Origin of the sequence: Streptomyces sp. NPDC057565, from assembly GCF_042801455.1 — a bacterium.
Lineage (GTDB): Bacteria > Actinomycetota > Actinomycetes > Streptomycetales > Streptomycetaceae > Streptomyces > Streptomyces yanii.
The window spans coordinates 52,557-70,037 of sequence record NZ_JBHVFU010000034.1 but is presented as its reverse complement, the minus strand read 5'-3'; the positions used below and the strand labels follow the sequence as shown (position 1 = coordinate 70,037).

Genomic DNA, 17,481 nt, shown 5'->3' with positions numbered 1-17,481 from the left:
CGGTGTTGTCCGGCCGCGCCACCGGATGTCAGCAGCCTCATCGGTGTCGGTCACCCTAAGGCGTGCCGCCGAGCCTGACAACGTCTCGTGGAAACACCGAGAAGGTCGGCTCAGAAGGTCAGCACAGCTTTGCCGACCGAGCCGGACCGGACTGCCGCGACGGCCTCGTTGATCTGCTCGAACGGGAAGTAGGTGATCATCTTCTCGACCGGGAACCGGCCCCCGGCGTTGAGTTCGAGCAACTGCGGCAGGAACAGTCTCGGCAGGCTGGACCCGGCGACGATGCCGGTGACCGTGCGTCCGTTGAGGATGCTGCGCCAGTCGAAGCTCATCGTCTCGCTGGGGCCGACGCCGATGACACCGGCGTGACCGAGCGGCCCGAGTGCCTCCACGGCGGTGCGCAGGACGTCCTCGCGCCCAGTCGTGTCGATGACGAAGTCGAACCCCTCGGGCACCAGGTCGGCCAGTTGTCCGGCGGCCCCCTCGGCCGAGGAGTCGACGCAGTGCGTGGCTCCGAAGCCGCGGGCCGCTCCGAGCTTGGCCGTGTTCACGTCGACGGCCGCGATGACCTCGCAGCCGCTCAACGAGGCGGCGATGACGGCGGCCGCGCCGACGGCCCCGACTCCGAAGACCGCGATCGACGAGCCGGGGCGTGGCCGCAGCACGTTGAGCACACCGCCCGCTCCGGTCTGGAAGCCGCAGCCGAAAGGTCCGGCACGCAGCAGGTCCCACGACGGGTCGATCCGGACGACCGCCCGCTCCGGTGCGACGACATGGCTGGCGAACGAGGACTGACCGAGGAAGTGCGCGTTGACCTCCAGCCCCCCGTGGGTCACCGCGGTGGAGCCGTCGGGCCGGCGGCCGGAGAAGTTCACCGCGTCGAAGCTTCGGCAGTAGGCGGGCGAGCCCGTCAGGCACAGGGCGCAGGTACCGCACGATGTGAAGGACATGGCGACGTGGTCGCCCGGACGTACGGAGGTGACCTGTGCGCCGACCTTCTCGACGATGCCCGCCCCTTCGTGCCCGAGCAGCGCGGGCGTGGGGAAGAAGCCGGCGAACTCAAGGTCCGTACCGCAGACACCGACAGCGGCGACGCGGACGAGCACCTCGTCCGGGCGGGGATCTTCCAGGTCCACTTCGGTCAGGACGAACGGCTGTCCGGGCTGCTCCAGCAGAGCGGCGGTGGCACGCACGGGGCCTCCTCAGTGCCTCACAAAGCGAGACTGCATATTGACATGCGTGACAGGGCCGGTCAATGTTCCCTTCATGGCGGCTATCGGCTTTCCTTCCTCCCAGCACTTCATCGACGGCACGTGGGTGGCGGCCCGCGACGGCGGCACGCTGGACGTCCTCGATCCGGCCACCCGAAAGGTGATCACCGAGGTCGCCCGGGCGGGCCGCGCCGATGTGGACGACGCGGTCACCGCGGCGCGTCGTGCCTTCCCCGCCTGGGCGGCGACCAATCCGAGCGAGCGCGGGGCGCTGATCCGGCGCTGGGCCGACCTCATCATCACCGAGATCGAGGCGCTCGCGGCCGTCGAGGCACAGGACGTCGGCAAGCCTCTGTCCGGGGGTCGGACGAACATCTACATCGCCCACGGCATCATCGACTACTTCGCCGGCGCGGCCGACAAGCTCACGGGGGTCACGCTGCCGACCCGCAGTCCCGACTACCTGGGCTACACGGTTCCCGAGCCGTACGGCGTGTGCGCCATCGTCATCCCGTGGAACGTCCCCGCCGTGCTCACCGCCGCGAACGTGGCGCCGGCGCTCGCCGCGGGCAACACCGTCGTCCTCAAACCGTCCGAGATCGCACCGCTGGCCCCGTTCGCACTCGTCGAACTCGCCCACCGCGCCGGGTTCCCGCCGGGTGTGATCAACGTCGTGGCGGGCCTCGGCCCCGAGGCGGGCGTCGCCCTCACCTCGCACCCGGGGGTCGACCACATCAGCTTCGTCGGCTCCACCGCCACCGGACGGGCGATCATGGCGGCCGCAGCACAGAACCTCGTCCCGGTGAAGCTGGAACTCGGCGGCAAGTCGCCGAACGTGCTCTTCGCCGACGCCGACCTCGACACGGCGATCCCCGCGATCGTCACCTCCATCACCGAGAACGCGGGGCAGAACTGCTACGCCGGTTCCCGGCTGCTCGTGGAGGCGTCGGTGCACGACGAGGTGGTGGAGCGGGTCGCCGCCGCCATGGCCGCGGTCACGACCGGGCCGTGGGAGGCCGACCCGGACATGGGGCCTTTGGTCAGTGCCGCGCAGTTCGCCCGCGTCAGCGGCTTTCTGGCGCAAGCGCCTCGCGAGGGGGCTCGGCTGGTCACCGGTGGCGGAACCGCCGATGAGGGGTGGTTCGTCCGGCCGGCCGTGTTCGACCGTGTGGAGACGCGCATGCGCGTCGCCCGCGAGGAGGTCTTCGGCCCGGTTCTCGCCGTCCAGTCGTTCCGCGACACCGCCGAGGCGACAGAGTTGATGAACGCCACCGACTTCGGTCTCCTGGCATGCGTCTGGACCAACGACATCTCGCGGGCGCTGCGACTGGCGAAGGACGTGCGCTCCGGGCAGGTGGCGGTCAACCAGTTCCACGACGCCGGAGTGATCGGCTTTCCGTTCAACATGCAGAAGGACAGCGGCTTCAGCAGGGGCGGCGGGTACGCGGCGCTGCGCGAGTACACCCAGGAGAAGGGCGTGGCCATCCGGCTGCTGGCGCGCTGAGACCGGACACGACGGGTGCGACGGGGGTCACCGCCGGAGCGCCGGACAAGCGGTCCGGAGCCCCGACCGGTGACTGACCTGCCGCGCGGGCGGCGGACCGTGGCACCGCCCGCGCGTGTCTCAAGGACGCCAGCGGTGTGTGCCGAGACCGTTGGTCCGGGTGATCCGTGCGCGTGGGCGCCGGGCGGCACCGCACGGACAGCGGCTCACGAGCTCGCGCTGAAACGGCACTCGCTCATTCCTTGTCGGCCGGACGCGGAACCGGCATCCCACTCGTTGCCGAGCCCCCTCGCGGCCCGGCGACGGCTGTCTTCTCACCGGTCTCCACCCGTCGCCACCTGGGCCGTCGGCCTTGTGAAGAAGTGAGACGCCGGCGAGGCGAAGAAGTGGTGCAGGAGCGTTGACACCACCGGGCAGCGGCGGCAGAGTACCTCACAATACGTTCCACCGACTCGCAATGCGAGACGGGCGAAGGTGAGGAGGCTGCGCGGTGAGAGTCATGGTGCAGACCGAATTCGGCGGGTACGTGGGGGCGTTCCCGCAGGACGTCCCGGAACGGAAACGCAGACCGAGCGACCTCGTCGACGTTGCGTACCGTGGGCCGAACCGCCCGGCCCTGTCACAGGTCAAGGGTGCGGGCCCGACCCCTGGCCGCTGTCCCGCGCACGTGCCGGGAACGGACTTCGGCGCATCGGAGGCGTCGACCGGTGCTGCGGACGGCTCGGTCGTCCGAGACCCCGGGGCCCGGTCGCTCACCGCCCCCGCCGACCGCCCGCATTCACCCATCGGCAAGGGCGTGATCAACCCATGAGCGACCTGCTGATCGTGGGCGGCGACGTCGTCACGATGGACTCCGCGCGGCGCGTCCTCACCGGTGCCACGGTCGCCGTGTCGGAGAACGGCATTGCCGCGCTCGGCACGGCCGAGGAACTGCGCGCCCGCTTCCCCGGAGCGCGGGAGATCGACGCGTCGGGCTGCGTCCTCATCCCGGGCCTGATCGACGCACACCAGCACACGACCGTCGACCCCCTCGTACGCAGCACGATCCCGGACAGCATCGGCTCGCAGGAGTCGATCTTCGACTGGATCGTCCCGCTGCACGCCCACGCCGACGGTGACGACGACGAACTGGCCGCGACCATCACCGCCGTCGAGTGCCTGTCCCGGGGCATCACCACGGTGCTGGAGCCGGGCACGGTGGCCTACCCCGAACGCGTCGCCGCCGGTCTGGGCGCGGCGGGTGTCCGCGCACGGGTCGGCGGCTGGGGCTGGGACGCCAAGGACGTGCCGCTCGGCGCGCCCGCGCACGAGGTGCTCGCCCGGCAGGAGGACATCGTCCGGTCCCTGCCGGTCACCGGACCGGTCACCGGGTGGGTGACACTCGTCGGCCACGACCTGGCCAGCGACGAACTGTTCACCGGGGCCGCGAGCCTGGCCGAACGGCTCGACACGGGGCTGACCTGGCACATCTCGCCGGGACCCGCGGACGTCGAGGCATACGCGCTGCGGTGCGGGCGTCGGCCGGTGGTCCACTTCCGTGAGCTGGGCGTACTCGGCCCGCGTCTGCTGCTGGGGCACGCCGTGTGGCTCGACGACGCGGAGGTCGACGCGATCCTGGAGACCGGCACCTCGGTCGCCTCCTGCCCGGGGGCCTATCTGCGGCTCGCCCAGGGGTACACCCGCGCCTCGCGCCACGCCGAACTGGTGCGGAGGGGCGGCCGGGTGGCGCTGGGCTGCGACGCGCACAACGCGGGCGATGCCCCGGACATTCTCCTGGCCGCCTACCTGTTCGCCGCGCTGGAACGCGACCGTGACCCGCCCGACCCGATCCGCGCCGAGCAGGCGTTCGCGCTCGCGACGGTCGACGGCGCCGAGGCGATCGGCCTGGGCGACCGGATCGGCTCCCTGGAAGTGGGCAAGGCGGCCGACATCGTCGTACTCGACACCAGAGACCCCGCCTGGACACCCCGGGGCGATCTGGCCCGCCAGCTCGTATGGGGCCATGTGTCGCGCACCGTTCGTGATGTGCTGGTCGACGGCCGCGTGGTCGTCCGTGACCGGCGGCCGACAGGCGTTGATCCGGACGCCCTCGCAGCCGCTGCCGCCGACCGCTCCGCCGCCCTCCTACGGCGCGCGGGTCGCACACCCCGCCCGACCTGGCCCACGGAGTCGGCCGACGGCCGGTAGTAGGTGCCCACCGTCGAACGTCGTGGACATTCCGCTTCCCGGCAGCACACAACCCGCGCGCCGAGCGCGCCCGCATCACCACCGATGACTCCTCCGTAGTGCGTCGCCGCGAGCGAGGAACCCCACTTCCCGCACAAGCGTGTCTCCCGTGCCGAGCCACACCGAGGCATCGAACCCGCCGACGCACCGTCACCCCCCGCCGCCACGACCGCCCCGACGGGGCGGTGACACCCAGTGAATGGACCCACGCACATGACTTCACACAGCATGTTCCGGCGCCGTGTGGCCGCGGCCGGCCTCGCCCTCGCGGGTGCCCTCGCGCTGTCCGCCTGCGCCGACAACGCGGCGACGGCGCCCAAGGCCACCCCTGGGGCGAGCGGCGGCAGCGACAGCGGCTCCGGGCTCAAAGGGCCCGATGTCAACGGCGACGGCAAAGTCGTCATCGGTGTCCTCAGCCCTGGCGACATCAACGACCGCGGCTACTACCAGAGCTTCGTCGACTCGGCGGACGCCTACGCCAAGGAGAAGGGCTGGACGGTCGTCAAGCGCGGCAGCGTGCCCCCGAGCGACGCGCTCACCGCGGCACGCGCGCTGTGCCAGCAGCAGGTCGACCTGGTTGCGCTCGGCGCGAGTGAGCTGAAGACCGCCATCCCCGCCTCGGAGGAGCCGGTCTGCGCCAAGTCCGCCTGGTATGTGCCGATGCAGGGAAACATCGACCAGACCCCGCGCATCGTGCTGTCCACCGACGACCCCAACCAGTCCATGCTCGTCGCCGGCTACGCCGCAGGCCTGAAGATGAAGGCGGCCGGCCACACCAAGGCGGGGTTCATCACCGGCCTGAAGGCCGACTTCAGCGTCGCCGCCTCCACGGCCTTCCTGGCCGGGATCCGGGAGGTCGTGCCGAAGGCCACCCTGACCACCACCTACACAGGCGACTTCAACGACTCGGCGAAGGCCAAGGAGGCCACCCAGGCGCAGCTCAGCCAGGGCGTCAAGGTCATCTACCCCTACCTCGGCGGCGCCACCGACGCCTCCGCGAACCTCGCGAACGCGGGCGGCGCGCTGACCCTCACCCCGGGCACCGACCGGTGCGACTCGAACAGCCCCAAGTTCGACATCTCGGTGATGTTCAGCCCGGGCGACTACTTCCGCGCCGCGCTGGAGGAGTTCGCCAAGGACAACCTGAAGATGGGCACGACACGCGCGTGGCAACTGGGCGTCGACCCCTACCCGACCGTCAAGATCTGCGACGGACAGGGCGCCGAGGACCAGCAACTCGCGGAGTTCATCAAGAAGATCGGCAGCAAGGAGATCGACCCGGTGGCCGAGGTCGAGCGCCTCGGCTGACATGCCGACACCCACGAGGAAGATCAGCGATGACACCGACGACCTCAGCGGTTCCGATCCTCGAACTGCGCGGCATCACCAAATCCTACGGACCCGTCACGGCCTGCGACGCCGTGGACCTCAGAGTCGACACCGGCGAGATCCACGGACTCCTGGGTGAGAACGGGGCAGGCAAGTCCAGCCTCATGAAGGTCCTGCTCGGGCTGGCCCGGCGCGACACCGGCACCGTCCTGGTACGCGGCGAGGAGGTCGCGCTGGACAGCCCGCAGGAAGCGGCCGAACTGGGCATCGGCATGGTGCACCAGCACTTCAGCCTCATCAACGGCCTGACCGTGTGGGAGAACGTGGCGCTGGGCGACACCGGCAAGGTGAACAAGCAGGCCGTCTGCGACGGCATCGCCGAGGTCTCCGCGCGATACGGTCTGCCCGTCGACCCCGAGGCGCGCGTCGACACGCTCTCGGCCGGAGAACGGCAGCGGGTCGAGCTGGTCAAGTGCCTGCGGCGCGACCCGCAGATCCTGATTCTGGACGAGCCGACCTCGGTGCTGACCCAGGCCGAATCGCAGGAACTGTTCGCCGTGCTCGACCGCGTGGTGGCGAACGAGGGCCGCGCCGTGATCCTCATCAGCCACAAACTCGCCGAGATCGCCCAGGCCACGGACCGGGTGACAGTCCTGCGCAAGGGCCGTGTCGCCTTCCGGGCGGTCACGTCCGACACCACTCCACAACTGCTCGCCCGGCAGATGGTGGGCCGTGAGGTGTCACTGGGCGAGGAGGGCGCGGCCCTCGGCCTGCTGCCGGTGCAGCAGACGCGCGCCGGCCACGACGGGGCGCACGACCGGCAGCAGGCCGTGCTGCGCCTCGCCGGACTCACCGTCGTACAGGGCGGGGTCGAGGTTCTCGGCTCCGTCGATCTGACCGTGGGCGCGGGCGAGATCGTGGGCCTCTACGGCGTGGAGGGCAACGGCCAGTCGATCCTCGGCGACGTCCTCGCCGGGCTGGTCGCGCCGACCGCAGGCACCATCGAGGTCGCCGGGAACCCCGTCGATGTCACCCGGCCCGGCGCGTTGTCCAAGGCCGGTCTCGGCATCGTGCCGGAGGACCGGCACCACAGCGGCGTCGTCCTTGACATGAGCGTCGCCGAGAACCTGACGATGAAGTCGTTGGACGAGGTCAGCGGCCGGTTCCTGCTGCGGCGGCGCGCGACGCTCGCCCAGGCCCGCCGTCTCGCGGACGAGTTCAACATCGTCACGCCGTCGCTGGACGCGCCGGTGCGCAGCCTCTCCGGCGGCAACCAGCAGCGGGTCGTCCTCGCCCGGGAACTGTCCGGCGACACCAGGGTCCTGGTGGCCGCGCAGCCCACCCACGGGCTTGACGTCGGTGCCATCGAGGACATGTACGCCCGGCTGCGCAGAGCGGCCGACGAAGGCGTCGGAGTGCTGCTCATCTCCACCGAACTCGAGGAAGTCATGGCCCTTGCATCCTGGATCGCGGTGATCTCCTCCGGGCGGATCAGCGGAGCGCTCCCCGTCTCCGAGGCGACCCCCGAACGCCTCGGCATGCTGGTGGGCGGTGAGGCAGCATGAGAGCCGCCCCGACGATGGCGCCGGACGATCTCGGCCGGCGCGTCCTCGCCCATCTCCGAGGCGGCCGCGACGGCTGGCTGACCGCGAGTCTCACCGTCGTGCTCATCGCCGTCGCCCTGGGCGTGTCCGCGCTCCTGCTCACCCTGACCGGTGCCTCGCCGAGTGCCTCGCTGTCCGCCATCTGGACCGGAAGTCTGGCCAACACGACCGGCTGGACGACGACGCTGCTCAACGCCGCGCCGCTGCTGCTGGTGGCGGTCGGCGCTGCCATCTGTGCCTCCGCCGGCACCTTCAACATCGGACAGGAAGGACAGGTGCTCATCGGCGGTCTGTTCGGCGCCTGGGTCGGGCTGCGGCTGGCCCTGCCCGGCCCGATGCTGGTGGTCGTGGTGATGGCCGCCGCAGCGGTCGGCGGTGGCCTCTGGGCCGCGCTCAGCGCGCTGATGTACCGCTTCCGCGGTGTCAACGTCGTGGTGAGCACCTTGCTGATGACATTCCTCGCCATCCAGCTCGTCACCTTCGCGGTCAGCACCCCGTGGCTCCAGGAGAGCGCCCAGGGCTCCTCGGGCATCGCCGACGCGCAGTCCAACCCCCTGCCGGCCGACGCCCTGCTCGGCGGCCTCGGGCAGTACCCCTCGGTGCAGTTGAACGCAGGACTGTTCCTCGCGCTCGTCGCCGCGGTCGGTGTCGCGCTGGTGCTGAGCCGCAGCCGGTGGGGCTTCCGGGTACGCATGGTGGGACTGAATCCGCTGACGGCCCAGCACACCGGAGTCCGGGTGGCCGCGCTCGGCGGCTTCACCCTGGCACTGTCGGGCGCCTTCGCGGGGCTGGCGGGAGGGCTGCTGCTGGCCAGCCCTGTCAGCCCCAACCGGCTGCAGGCCGGGCTCTCGGACAACGTCGGCTGGGACGGCCTGCTCGTCGCGCTCGTCGCACGCAACCGGCCCCTGATCGCGATACCGGTGTCGTTCGGGTTCGCTGTACTGCGGGCGGGCGGGGACTTCCTCTCGGCCACCGGGGTGCCGTACTACCTCGTCGACATCGTCAAGGCGTTGCTCGTCCTCGCGTTCGTCGCACCGCCCCTCCTCGTCGGCCTCCTCCGCAGACGGCGCGGTGCCACATCGCCGACGCCGTTCCCCCTGCCCGCTGTCCCGACCAAGATGAAGGCGGCCGTGTGAGCGTTCTGGACAACACCACGACCATTCTGGCGAGCGGTGTCCGGCTGACCGTGCCGCTGGCGTTCGCCGCCTGTGGCGAGTACCTGGCCCAGCGCGCCGGAGCGATGAACATCTCCGTCGAGGCGATGATGCTCGGCGCCGCGTTCACCTCCATCGCCACCGCGAGTGCGACCGGCAGCGCCACCGCCGGTCTCGCGGTCGGCGTGGTGACCGGCCTCGTCATCGGCTTCGTACACGGCAACCTCTCCCACCGTGCCCAGATCAACACCTTCGTCGTCGGCCTCGTGCTGAACGCGCTGGTGCTCGGACTCACCAGCTACCTGATCACCACCCAGCAGTTCGCCTCGCACCAGGTGGGGGTGCTGTCGATCCCGCTGCTGAAGGACATCCCGCTCATCGGCCACGCGCTGTTCTCCGGACGCTGGCCCGCCTACCTGCTGATCCTGCTGGTGCCGCTCACCTGGTGGCTGGTGGACCGCAGCCGCTGGGGCCTGGAGCTGCGGGCGGTGGGGGAGAACCCGCAGGCCGCCGATGTCACGGGTATCAAAGTCGGTGTGCGGCGCCGGCAGGCCCTGTTGTGGTGCGGCGCACTCGCCGGTCTCGGGGGCGCCTACCTCGCGGTCGGCGAGGTCGGATCGTTCAACCAGAACATGACCGCCGGACGCGGGTACATCGTCATCGCCGCGGTGATCTTCGGGGCGTGGCGGCTCGGCCGTACCCTGCTCGGCTGCCTGGTGTTCGGCCTCTCCGACGCGATGCGCCTGGCGCTCCCCGCGCTCGGTGTCACGCTCAACGCCCAGCTCCTCGTCGCGGCCCCGTATCTGCTCGCGCTTCTCGCCATGCTGCTGTTCGCCACCCAGCACCGAGAACCCGCCGCACTCGGCCGGCCCTTCGAGCGCGGCTCGACATGACGGTACGTGGACGCCGTACGGGCGAAACGGGGAGGCCGACTGTGAACGACACCCGCGCCACGGTCGAGGCGTACCTGGCCGCGCTGAACGCGCACGACGCCGACGCCGTGGCGGCCTGTGTGGCCGAGGACTTCGTCAACGAACACACCTCGTCGATGGGCCGGAGCCGCAAGGGCCGCGCAGAGTACCGCGCGGCCCTGACCGGGTTCCTGGAGAACTTCGCAGACCTGCGCTATGTGCCCGAGAGACTCCTCGTCGACGGCGAGTCGGCTGCGGTGCCGTACGTCATGACGTTCCGGATGCGCTCGGTCGGCGACCGCCCCGTGCGCGTCCGCGGGGTCTTCGTGTTCACCGTCGCGGGTGGTCTCATCACGCGCCGCACGGACTACTGGGACAGCGGCGAGGTGCGGCGCCAACTGGCATGACACCCCTCGGGAAGACACCGGCGAGGGCAGGCGCACACACCGCGACCCCGGCCCGCAACTGCTGCGGCCGGGGTCCGAGATGTCCGTGGTCGCGTGGCGGTCACGCTCCCAGGTGGGGGTGGTCGTGGCCGACGCGGCCTGTTTTGCGGGCTCCGCCGGGGGAGCCGAGGGGTGGGGTGCCGAGGGTGAAGAACTCGGCGTTGACCTGCTCGAAGTGCTTGTTGTGCGCGGGCAGGTCTTCGTGGTGGTAGATGGAGATCTGCGGGCAGACGGGTTCGCAGCGCCCGCACTCGACGCATTCGTCGGGCTGGATGTAGAGCATCCGGTCGCCCTCGTAGATGCAGTCTGCCGGGCACTCTTCCATGCAGGACTTGTCCATGACGTCGACGCAGGCGTCGGTGATGACGTACGGCACGCGCTTGTCGCCCTTCACACGATCGTGCGGAACAGGATGATGGCGGCGCCGGCACCGCGGGCTCTCGGCCGACCCGATCGCCGACGCCACCGCCGATGACCAGCGGGTCGGCCGAGGAGCGTGCGGCCGGCTCCCGGCTCGGCCCCGGAACTGCTGATGCTCAGCCCCACAGCTCCTGGATGGTCGAGAACACCTTCTGGTTGTGCGAGAACTCGATGGTGTTGCCGTCGGGGTCGTTCACGGCGCAGATGTACCCGATGTGGGCGGCCATGTCCATCGGCTCCCACCGCAGGTTGCCCGTCTCGCGTGCTTTCGCCGCGACCTCGTCCACGTCCTCGCGGTGGGGCAGCTCGATACCGATGTGCGCGAACGGCGCCAGCGTCGGCACCTTCTTGCCCGGCTCGATGCCGAAGCGCGCCCCGACCTCGGGAAAGAACTCGGCGAGGACAAGGACGAACGCCGAGTCGACCTGGCCCTTGTTCGACAGCCAGGCGCTGCGCCCGTTGTCGTCGTCGTTCCTGGTGACCAGCACCAACGGGGTGATGCGCTCGTAGAACTCGATCGATTGGTCCAGGTCGCTGACCGGGATGGCGACATGGGTCCAGCGGGCTTCGGTCAGTTCTGCCATGGTTCTGCTCTCCTCATTCGTTCCTGTCGTTCGTGTCGTTCGTGTCGTTCGGCGCGACCGCGACGCGCGGCCGTGCGGTCAGACGGTGGGCCACTTGGCCCGGTCGGGCAGGCCGGAGCGGGCCACGATGCCCTCACCGGCGGTCTGGGCGCGGCGCAGGAGGTCGTCCTCGTCGATCGTCGTGCAGCGGTAGTTGTCGACGACGCGCCGCCCGTCGACGAACACGGTGTGCACACCCCGCCCGTCGGCCGACCACACGAGCTGGTTGGCGACGTTGTGCAGTGGCCGCCACTCCGGCCGGTTGGTGTCGTGCAGCACCAGGTCGGCCTTCTTGCCCGTCTCGATCGAGCCGATCTCGTGCTCGGCCTGGAGTCCGCGGGCGCCGTTGCGGGTGGCCATCGCGAACGCGTCCTCGGCCGGGAAGATCGTGGCGTCACGCCGGGCGTCCTTGAACAGACCGGCGACGAGGTAGGTCGCGCGCATCAGGTCGTGGTAGTTCGAGGCGTTGTTGCCGTCGGTGCCGATCGCTACATTGACACCGGCTTCCACCATCTCGGGGAACTTGCCGATCTGGGTCACGCCGTACGACACCTTCAGCGCCGTGGTCGGGCAGTGCGACACGCTCGTCCCGGTGCGGGCGAGCAGCGCGACCTCGTCGTCGTCGACGTGGACGGCGTGGGTCAGGATCACGTTGTTGCCCAGCACGCCGAGCTTGTCGAGGTGCACCATCGGCCGTTGTCCGTACGACGCGAGGAACCCCTCGGGGTCCATCGCCGCCGGCGACATGTGGAAGCTGAACCCGGTGCCGTACTCGATCGACAGGGCCTTCGCCGCACGCCACAGCTCGTCGCTGCAGCAGGTGTGGCCGATGATGATGGGCCATGCCTGGATACGGCCGTCGGCCACTGAGGCGTACCGGTCCATCGAGTTTTCGAGGCGCGTGATCGCTTGTGCGGTCGACATGCGCAGCACCTCCGGCGTGGGGACCAGATCCCATGCCCACGGTCCGACGCGGGCGCGAATGCCGATCTCGCTGAGGGCCTCGACGACCGGGTCGATGAACCGGATCGTGCCGGCCTCCAGGAACGCGGTGGTGCCGCTCTTGAGCATCTCCAGCGCCGCGAGCTGGGCGGAGATGTGCTCGTCCTCCTCGGTGTAGTACGTGTGGATCGGTGTGAGCCACTCGAAGACGTTCTCCAGGAACGGGGTGTCGTCCGGGACGAAACCGCGCGTGAGCGGTTCGCCGGTGATGTGCACATGCGTATTGATCAGCCCCGGGGTGACGACGAACCGTTCACCGGCGATGACGGTGTCGCTGTGCCACTGGGCGGTCACGTCGGCGGTCTTGCCGACGGCCACGATCAGGTCGCCCCGGATGGCTACCGCTCCGTCGCTGATCACGCGGCGGGAGTCGTCCATGGTCACGACGTGGGTGTTGACGATCAGGGTGTCGGCGGGTGCCGTGGTGTTCGGGGAATTCACGAGGTGGCCTCCGGGGTGCGGGAGCGGATGAGGCGGACGTGCTGGCGCGGCACCGGCTCGAACGAGTCGACCAGCTCGGCGTCGGCCGCTTCGGCCCACGCGCGCAGGTCCGCGACCGTGACACCGAGCCCCGCTGTCGAGGCCAGCATCGTCAGGGACAACAGCAGTTCGTGGCGCGCGGCGACACAGACGGCGCCGCGGTCCTCGCCGACACCGTCGTCACCGTGGTCCTCGCCACCGCTGTCGTCGTGTCGGGTGCGGGCCGGGTCGGGACGTGTGTAGTCGACGACCACGACCACCCCGTCCGCACCGGCCAGTTCGACCGCGCGGGCGAGCAAACGCCGGGCACGCTCGGCCGGTTCGGCGCGCAGCACATGTGCCAGGACGACGACATCGGCGGCGGCGACCGGGAGATCGGCCTCCAGATAGTCGCCGGCGACGGTGATCACACGCTCACGCAGGCCGACCTCCCTGGCCGCCTGCTCGGCGATCGGCAGCACGTTCGGCCGGTCGACCGCGATCACCGTGCCGCTCGGCCGGGTACGCAGCAGTGCAGTCAGCCACGCCCCCGAGCCGCAGCCGAGGTCCACGACCGTCGGCTGCCTCGGCCACCACCCGCGGCGCTCCAACTCGGCGGCGACAGCGCTCGCCACGCGGGCCTGGGTCGGGCCGGTGGCGCGTACGAGCGCCGGGTACAGCGCGGTCAGGTCGGCTGTCACGGCGGGCTCGGGTGCGCCGGTGCGGACGGTTTCGGCCAGGCCCGGCCAGGCTCCCGGCGGCCCGGGGGAGTGCCGTACGAGTGCGGCCATGGAGGCAGGCGCGGACGACACCAGGTAGTGCTCGGCCACGGGCGTGAGCCGGAAGCGACTCCCGACGGCGGCGAGCAGGTCGAGTGCGACGAGCGTCTCGGCCAGCACGGTCACCGGGGCGTCCTCGGCCGCACCGATCGAGGCCGCCAACTGCTTGGCGTCCAGGCCCTTCCCGGAATCGGCGTGCTCCGCCAGGGCGTCGAACAGGCCGAGGTCGAGCGCGGCCGAGAGCGCCCAGTAGGACGTGAAACCATTGATCACGTCCCATACCGGAGCCGGTCCGGCCGGGGTGGCGCTCGTCGTGTTCATGGGCGCAGCACGATCTTGCCGGTGGCCCGCCGCGACTCCATCCGCTGCTGTGCCGCCGCGGCCTCCGTCAGCGGGAACTCGCTGTCGACCGGGGTACGGAACGTCGAGGCCCAGTAGGCGTCGAGCATCGCGGCGAACTCGCGGCGGTCGTAGGGGTCCGAGCCGAGCAGTCGCAGCCCGAAATGGTAGGCGTAGACCAGGTCGAACTCGGCCCGGTTGCCCGTGGTGTTGCCGAGGAAAACCAGTCGCCCGCGCGGCGCGAGGCTGTAGATGCCGGTGTTCCACGTGGCCGGGCCGACATGATCGAGTACGAGGTCGGCGCCCCGCCCACCGGTGAACTCGCGCACGGCCGCCACGACGTCGCCGGTCGTCGAGTTGACCACGACGTCGGCACCCAGGGCGCGTGCGTAGTCGGCCTTCGCGTCCGAGCTGACCGTGGTGACCACGCGGGCACCGCCGGCCTTGGCCAACTGGATCAAAGCGGTGCTGACACCGCTGCCTGCCGCGTGGATCAGCACCGTCTCGCCGAGGCGGACCTTGCCGATCTCGATGAGCGCGTGCCAGGCCGTCATCCAGATCGTCGGCACGACGGCCGCGTCGACCAGATCGACCTCGTCCGGCACGTGGTGCACATTGGCCGCCGGGACGAGAACGTACTCGGCGTAGCCGCCGGCCAGGGTGGCGCCGATGACACCCGCGCTCGGGCATCCGCCGTCCTTTCCGGCGGCGCAGTTCTCGCAACGGTTGCACGGCACGGCCGGGTTCACCACGACGCGCGTGCCCTCGGCGAGCGTGGCCGCCTTGCCCGCCTGCCCGTTGCCCGCCCGCCCGTTGCCCGCCCGCCCGTTGCCCGCCTGCCCGTTGCCCGCCGGGCCGACCGCCGCGACGGTGCCCGCGATGTCCATGCCGCTCACGTGCGGCAGTTTGAAGCCGGGGATCAGCCCGGGCCCGCGTCGTTGCAGGACATCGAGGTGGTTGAGGCCGCAGGCCGCGACGCGTACGAGCACCTCGTCCGGTCCCGGTTCGGGCACCGGGACGTCGGCGACCTGGAGCACCTCAGGTCCGCCGTGTGTCTGATGGAGTACAACCTTCATGGGAGAGACCTCCGCTGGCTGTGTGACTTCTGTTGCCGGCCAGCTCGTTGCACGCCTGGTCGGCATGCAACGGTCTCCGCGGAGCGCCGAAAACGCTCCCCCTGGCCGATTTGTTGCCCATCGACCAAGTGGGCCGGAACGCTATGGCGCCCGTCGAGGGTTGTCAATGCTCCTCACCGAGTCGCCGTGAACCCGGCGAGCCCGGTACCGGCGTCCGTCCAGGTCGGCGTACCTCCGACACCTCGTCAAACACTGTCCGGACAGGAGTCCTCGCATGCCTTCAGTCCGCACTTGCGTATTGCTTGACATGATGCCATCTCGCATTGAAAGATGCCTGTCATGCAGGTAGTGACGACACAGGCCGGCCTGGGCCGGATCGAGGACGGGGCTGCTGCCCTGTTGGACACTGCATTTCCGCACGTCGGAGCGGTCCTTCAGCAGGAGGGCTCACTGCACTGTCTGGCCTCCTGCCCGGTGCGTCGGCGCATCCCGCTCGAAGAGGTCACCCTCACGGCACTGTTGGGCCGCCCCCGCGCGGTGTGGGGCGTCGGACTCAACTACGTGTCCAAGGCGGCCCGGACCGGCCGGGGACTGCCCGAGCAGCCGATCCTGTACCTGGCCGCCTCGTCAGGAGTGTCGGCACCCGGCGCTCAGGTGGTGATCCCACGGGCCGCGACCGAACCCGACTACGAGGGGGAGATCGCGGTCGTCGTGGGGCGCCGGCTGTACCGGGCGAGCGAATCGGAGGTATGGCCCGCGGTCGCCGGAATCACCGCCGCCAACGACATGACGGCCCGTGATGTCATGCGCACCACAGGCATCCCCGCCCTCGCCAAGAGCTACCCGGGGTTCACACCGCTGGGCCCCTCGCTGCGCACTCCCGACGATCTCGCGGACCGCGACGCCATCGGCGTACGGACCCGGATCAACGGCGAGCTCCTGCAGGACGACACGAGCGCCGGGATGATTTTCCCGATCCCCGATCTGCTCAGCAGGCTGTCGTGGTTCGCCGCGCTCGAACCCGGCGATGTCGTCCTCACCGGAACCCCGGCCGGCACCGGCCAGGACCGCGCGTGCTTCCTCGCCGACGGCGACGAGGTACGAGTCGAGGTGGACGGCGTGCTGCCCCTCTTCACCCGCATCGTGCGTCCCTCGGACGCCTCACCGCGCGACCACCGGCCGACCGAACAGGTCGGCTGACCGCCCCTCACCCTGGAGCAGACACCGATGTCCCACTCCTCTGCGCCGTCCTACGACCTTGTTCTGACCGGCGGCACCGTCATAGACCCGGCATCGGCCACGAACGCCCGGCTCGACGTGGCGGTCACCGGTGACCGTATCGCCGCGATCGGCGAGGGCCTGGCGGCCGACGCGGCCCGCACCATCGACGTCACCGGCTCCACCGTGCTGCCGGGCCTCGTCGAGGGCCACACCCACATCTTCCAGCACGTCTCCGCCGTCGGCGCTCCCGCCGAGGAAGCCCATCTGCGCCGCGGCGTGGTCGCGGCGGCGGATGCCGGCACGGCCGGCGCCTCGACCTTCGCGGCCTTTCGCAAGCTGGTGGTCGAGCCCAACCCGCTGCGCATCGTCAACTTCCTCAACGTCTCCGTGCTCGGCCTGATCGACTTCAGATTCGGTGAGCTGCTGAACCCCGACACCCTGGTCCCCGAGGACGCGCTCGCGACCGCCGAGGCCCACCCCGACATCGTGCGCGGCTTCAAGATCCGTCTCTCCGAGGACGTCGTCGGCGAGAACTGGGAGTCGCTGCTGAAGAAGTCCGTGGCGCTCGCCGAACAGGCCGGTCTGCCGCTGATGCTGCACATCGGCGAGACCGCGGAGCCGCTGCCCGTCGTCCTGGACCACCTGCGCCCCGGCGACATCGTGGCGCACTGCTACACCGGCAAGCCGCACGGAATCCTCGACGGTGACCACGTGCAGCCCGCCGTCACCGCCGCCCGTGAGCGCGGCGTGCTGTTCGACTCCGCCCACGGCAGGAGCAACCTCAGCTTCGAGGTGGCGCGCCGGGCGATCGCCGACGGATTCCTGCCCGATGTGCTCAGCTCCGACACCAGTGCGCGCAACTGGCGCGGCCCGGTGTTCGACCTGCTCACCAGCATCTCCAAGCTGGTCGCGCTCGGCGCGCCGCTGGAGGAGTGCATCCGGCGGGCCACCGTCGAGCCCGCGCGACTGCTCGGGCTCGACACCGAGGGCTACGGGCGCCTGGAGGTCGGCGGGCGGGCCGATGTCACCGTCGTCACCGAGACCGACGAAGTCACTCTGCCCGACGCCGCGGGCAACACGATTCTCGCGCCGCGCCTGGAGCCGACCGTGGTGCTGCACGGTGGCGCCGAGGTCGACATCGTGCCGTGGCGAGGACTGCGGTCGGCCTGACCGACTG

At 70.5% G+C, this 17,481-nt stretch carries 16 protein-coding genes; 10 read left to right on the top strand and 6 right to left on the bottom strand.

Annotated elements, in window-relative coordinates; genetic code table 11:
- Positions 1-110: 110 nt before the first annotated feature.
- The gene (locus tag ACFU8W_RS35895; protein ID WP_384046576.1) at positions 111-1,193 is read right to left on the bottom strand and encodes an NAD(P)-dependent alcohol dehydrogenase; all 1,083 of its coding nucleotides are present in this window, start codon (positions 1,191-1,193) and stop codon (positions 111-113) included.
- A 73-nt stretch (positions 1,194-1,266) separates the two neighbouring features.
- On the opposite strand from ACFU8W_RS35895, the gene ACFU8W_RS35890 reads away from it, so the two are divergent.
- From ACFU8W_RS35890 to ACFU8W_RS35855, 8 genes are all read left to right on the top strand, one after another.
- Positions 1,267-2,715 (top strand): aldehyde dehydrogenase family protein, encoded by a 1,449-nt coding sequence (locus ACFU8W_RS35890; protein WP_384046573.1) that lies wholly within the window; start codon positions 1,267-1,269, stop codon positions 2,713-2,715.
- Between the two features lie 499 nt (positions 2,716-3,214).
- Positions 3,215-3,526, top strand: coding sequence for a hypothetical protein (locus tag ACFU8W_RS35885; protein ID WP_384046571.1), 312 nt, complete (start codon positions 3,215-3,217; stop codon positions 3,524-3,526).
- Complete coding sequence (locus tag ACFU8W_RS35880; protein WP_384046568.1) at positions 3,523-4,902, top strand: amidohydrolase family protein; 1,380 nt, start codon at positions 3,523-3,525, stop codon at positions 4,900-4,902. The genes ACFU8W_RS35885 and ACFU8W_RS35880 overlap by 4 nt, the downstream gene beginning before the upstream one ends.
- 252 nt (positions 4,903-5,154) lie before the next feature.
- A complete protein-coding gene (locus ACFU8W_RS35875; RefSeq protein ID WP_384046565.1) occupies positions 5,155-6,249 on the top strand; it encodes a BMP family ABC transporter substrate-binding protein in 1,095 nt (364 codons plus the stop codon).
- A gap of 29 nt (positions 6,250-6,278) precedes the next feature.
- Positions 6,279-7,835: an ABC transporter ATP-binding protein gene (locus tag ACFU8W_RS35870; RefSeq protein ID WP_384046562.1), complete on the top strand. Its 1,557-nt coding sequence runs from the start codon at positions 6,279-6,281 to the stop codon at positions 7,833-7,835.
- On the top strand, positions 7,832-9,010 hold the full coding sequence (locus ACFU8W_RS35865; RefSeq protein WP_384046560.1) for an ABC transporter permease: 1,179 nt from the start codon (positions 7,832-7,834) through the stop codon (positions 9,008-9,010). Before ACFU8W_RS35870 ends, ACFU8W_RS35865 begins: the two co-directional genes overlap by 4 nt.
- Positions 9,007-9,921: an ABC transporter permease gene (locus tag ACFU8W_RS35860; protein WP_384046557.1), complete on the top strand. Its 915-nt coding sequence runs from the start codon at positions 9,007-9,009 to the stop codon at positions 9,919-9,921. The genes ACFU8W_RS35865 and ACFU8W_RS35860 overlap by 4 nt, the downstream gene beginning before the upstream one ends.
- Positions 9,922-9,962: 41 nt before the next feature.
- Positions 9,963-10,346: a nuclear transport factor 2 family protein gene (locus ACFU8W_RS35855; RefSeq protein ID WP_384046554.1), complete on the top strand. Its 384-nt coding sequence runs from the start codon at positions 9,963-9,965 to the stop codon at positions 10,344-10,346.
- Between the two features lie 100 nt (positions 10,347-10,446).
- Here the strand turns inward: ACFU8W_RS35855 and fdxA are convergent, their stop codons facing one another.
- The 5 genes from fdxA to ACFU8W_RS35830 form a co-directional block, all read right to left on the bottom strand.
- On the bottom strand, positions 10,447-10,761 hold the full coding sequence (fdxA, locus tag ACFU8W_RS35850) for a ferredoxin (RefSeq protein WP_384046621.1): 315 nt from the start codon (positions 10,759-10,761) through the stop codon (positions 10,447-10,449).
- Positions 10,762-10,921: 160 nt separating this feature from the next.
- A complete protein-coding gene (locus ACFU8W_RS35845) occupies positions 10,922-11,389 on the bottom strand; it encodes a VOC family protein (RefSeq protein WP_384046551.1) in 468 nt (155 codons plus the stop codon).
- A gap of 78 nt (positions 11,390-11,467) precedes the next feature.
- Positions 11,468-12,871, bottom strand: coding sequence for an amidohydrolase family protein (locus tag ACFU8W_RS35840; protein WP_384046548.1), 1,404 nt, complete (start codon positions 12,869-12,871; stop codon positions 11,468-11,470).
- A complete protein-coding gene (locus ACFU8W_RS35835) occupies positions 12,868-13,989 on the bottom strand; it encodes a methyltransferase (RefSeq protein WP_384046545.1) in 1,122 nt (373 codons plus the stop codon). Before ACFU8W_RS35835 ends, ACFU8W_RS35840 begins: the two co-directional genes overlap by 4 nt.
- Positions 13,986-15,083, bottom strand: a complete 1,098-nt coding sequence (locus ACFU8W_RS35830; RefSeq protein WP_384046542.1) for a zinc-binding dehydrogenase — start codon at positions 15,081-15,083, stop codon at positions 13,986-13,988. The genes ACFU8W_RS35835 and ACFU8W_RS35830 overlap by 4 nt, the downstream gene beginning before the upstream one ends.
- Positions 15,084-15,413: 330 nt before the next feature.
- On the opposite strand from ACFU8W_RS35830, the gene ACFU8W_RS35825 reads away from it, so the two are divergent.
- Together ACFU8W_RS35825 and ACFU8W_RS35820 are read left to right on the top strand one after the other, a co-directional pair.
- Complete coding sequence (locus ACFU8W_RS35825; RefSeq protein ID WP_384046539.1) at positions 15,414-16,283, top strand: fumarylacetoacetate hydrolase family protein; 870 nt, start codon at positions 15,414-15,416, stop codon at positions 16,281-16,283.
- Between the two features lie 27 nt (positions 16,284-16,310).
- The gene (locus ACFU8W_RS35820) at positions 16,311-17,474 is read left to right on the top strand and encodes an amidohydrolase family protein (RefSeq protein ID WP_384046537.1); all 1,164 of its coding nucleotides are present in this window, start codon (positions 16,311-16,313) and stop codon (positions 17,472-17,474) included.
- Positions 17,475-17,481 lie beyond the last annotated feature (7 nt).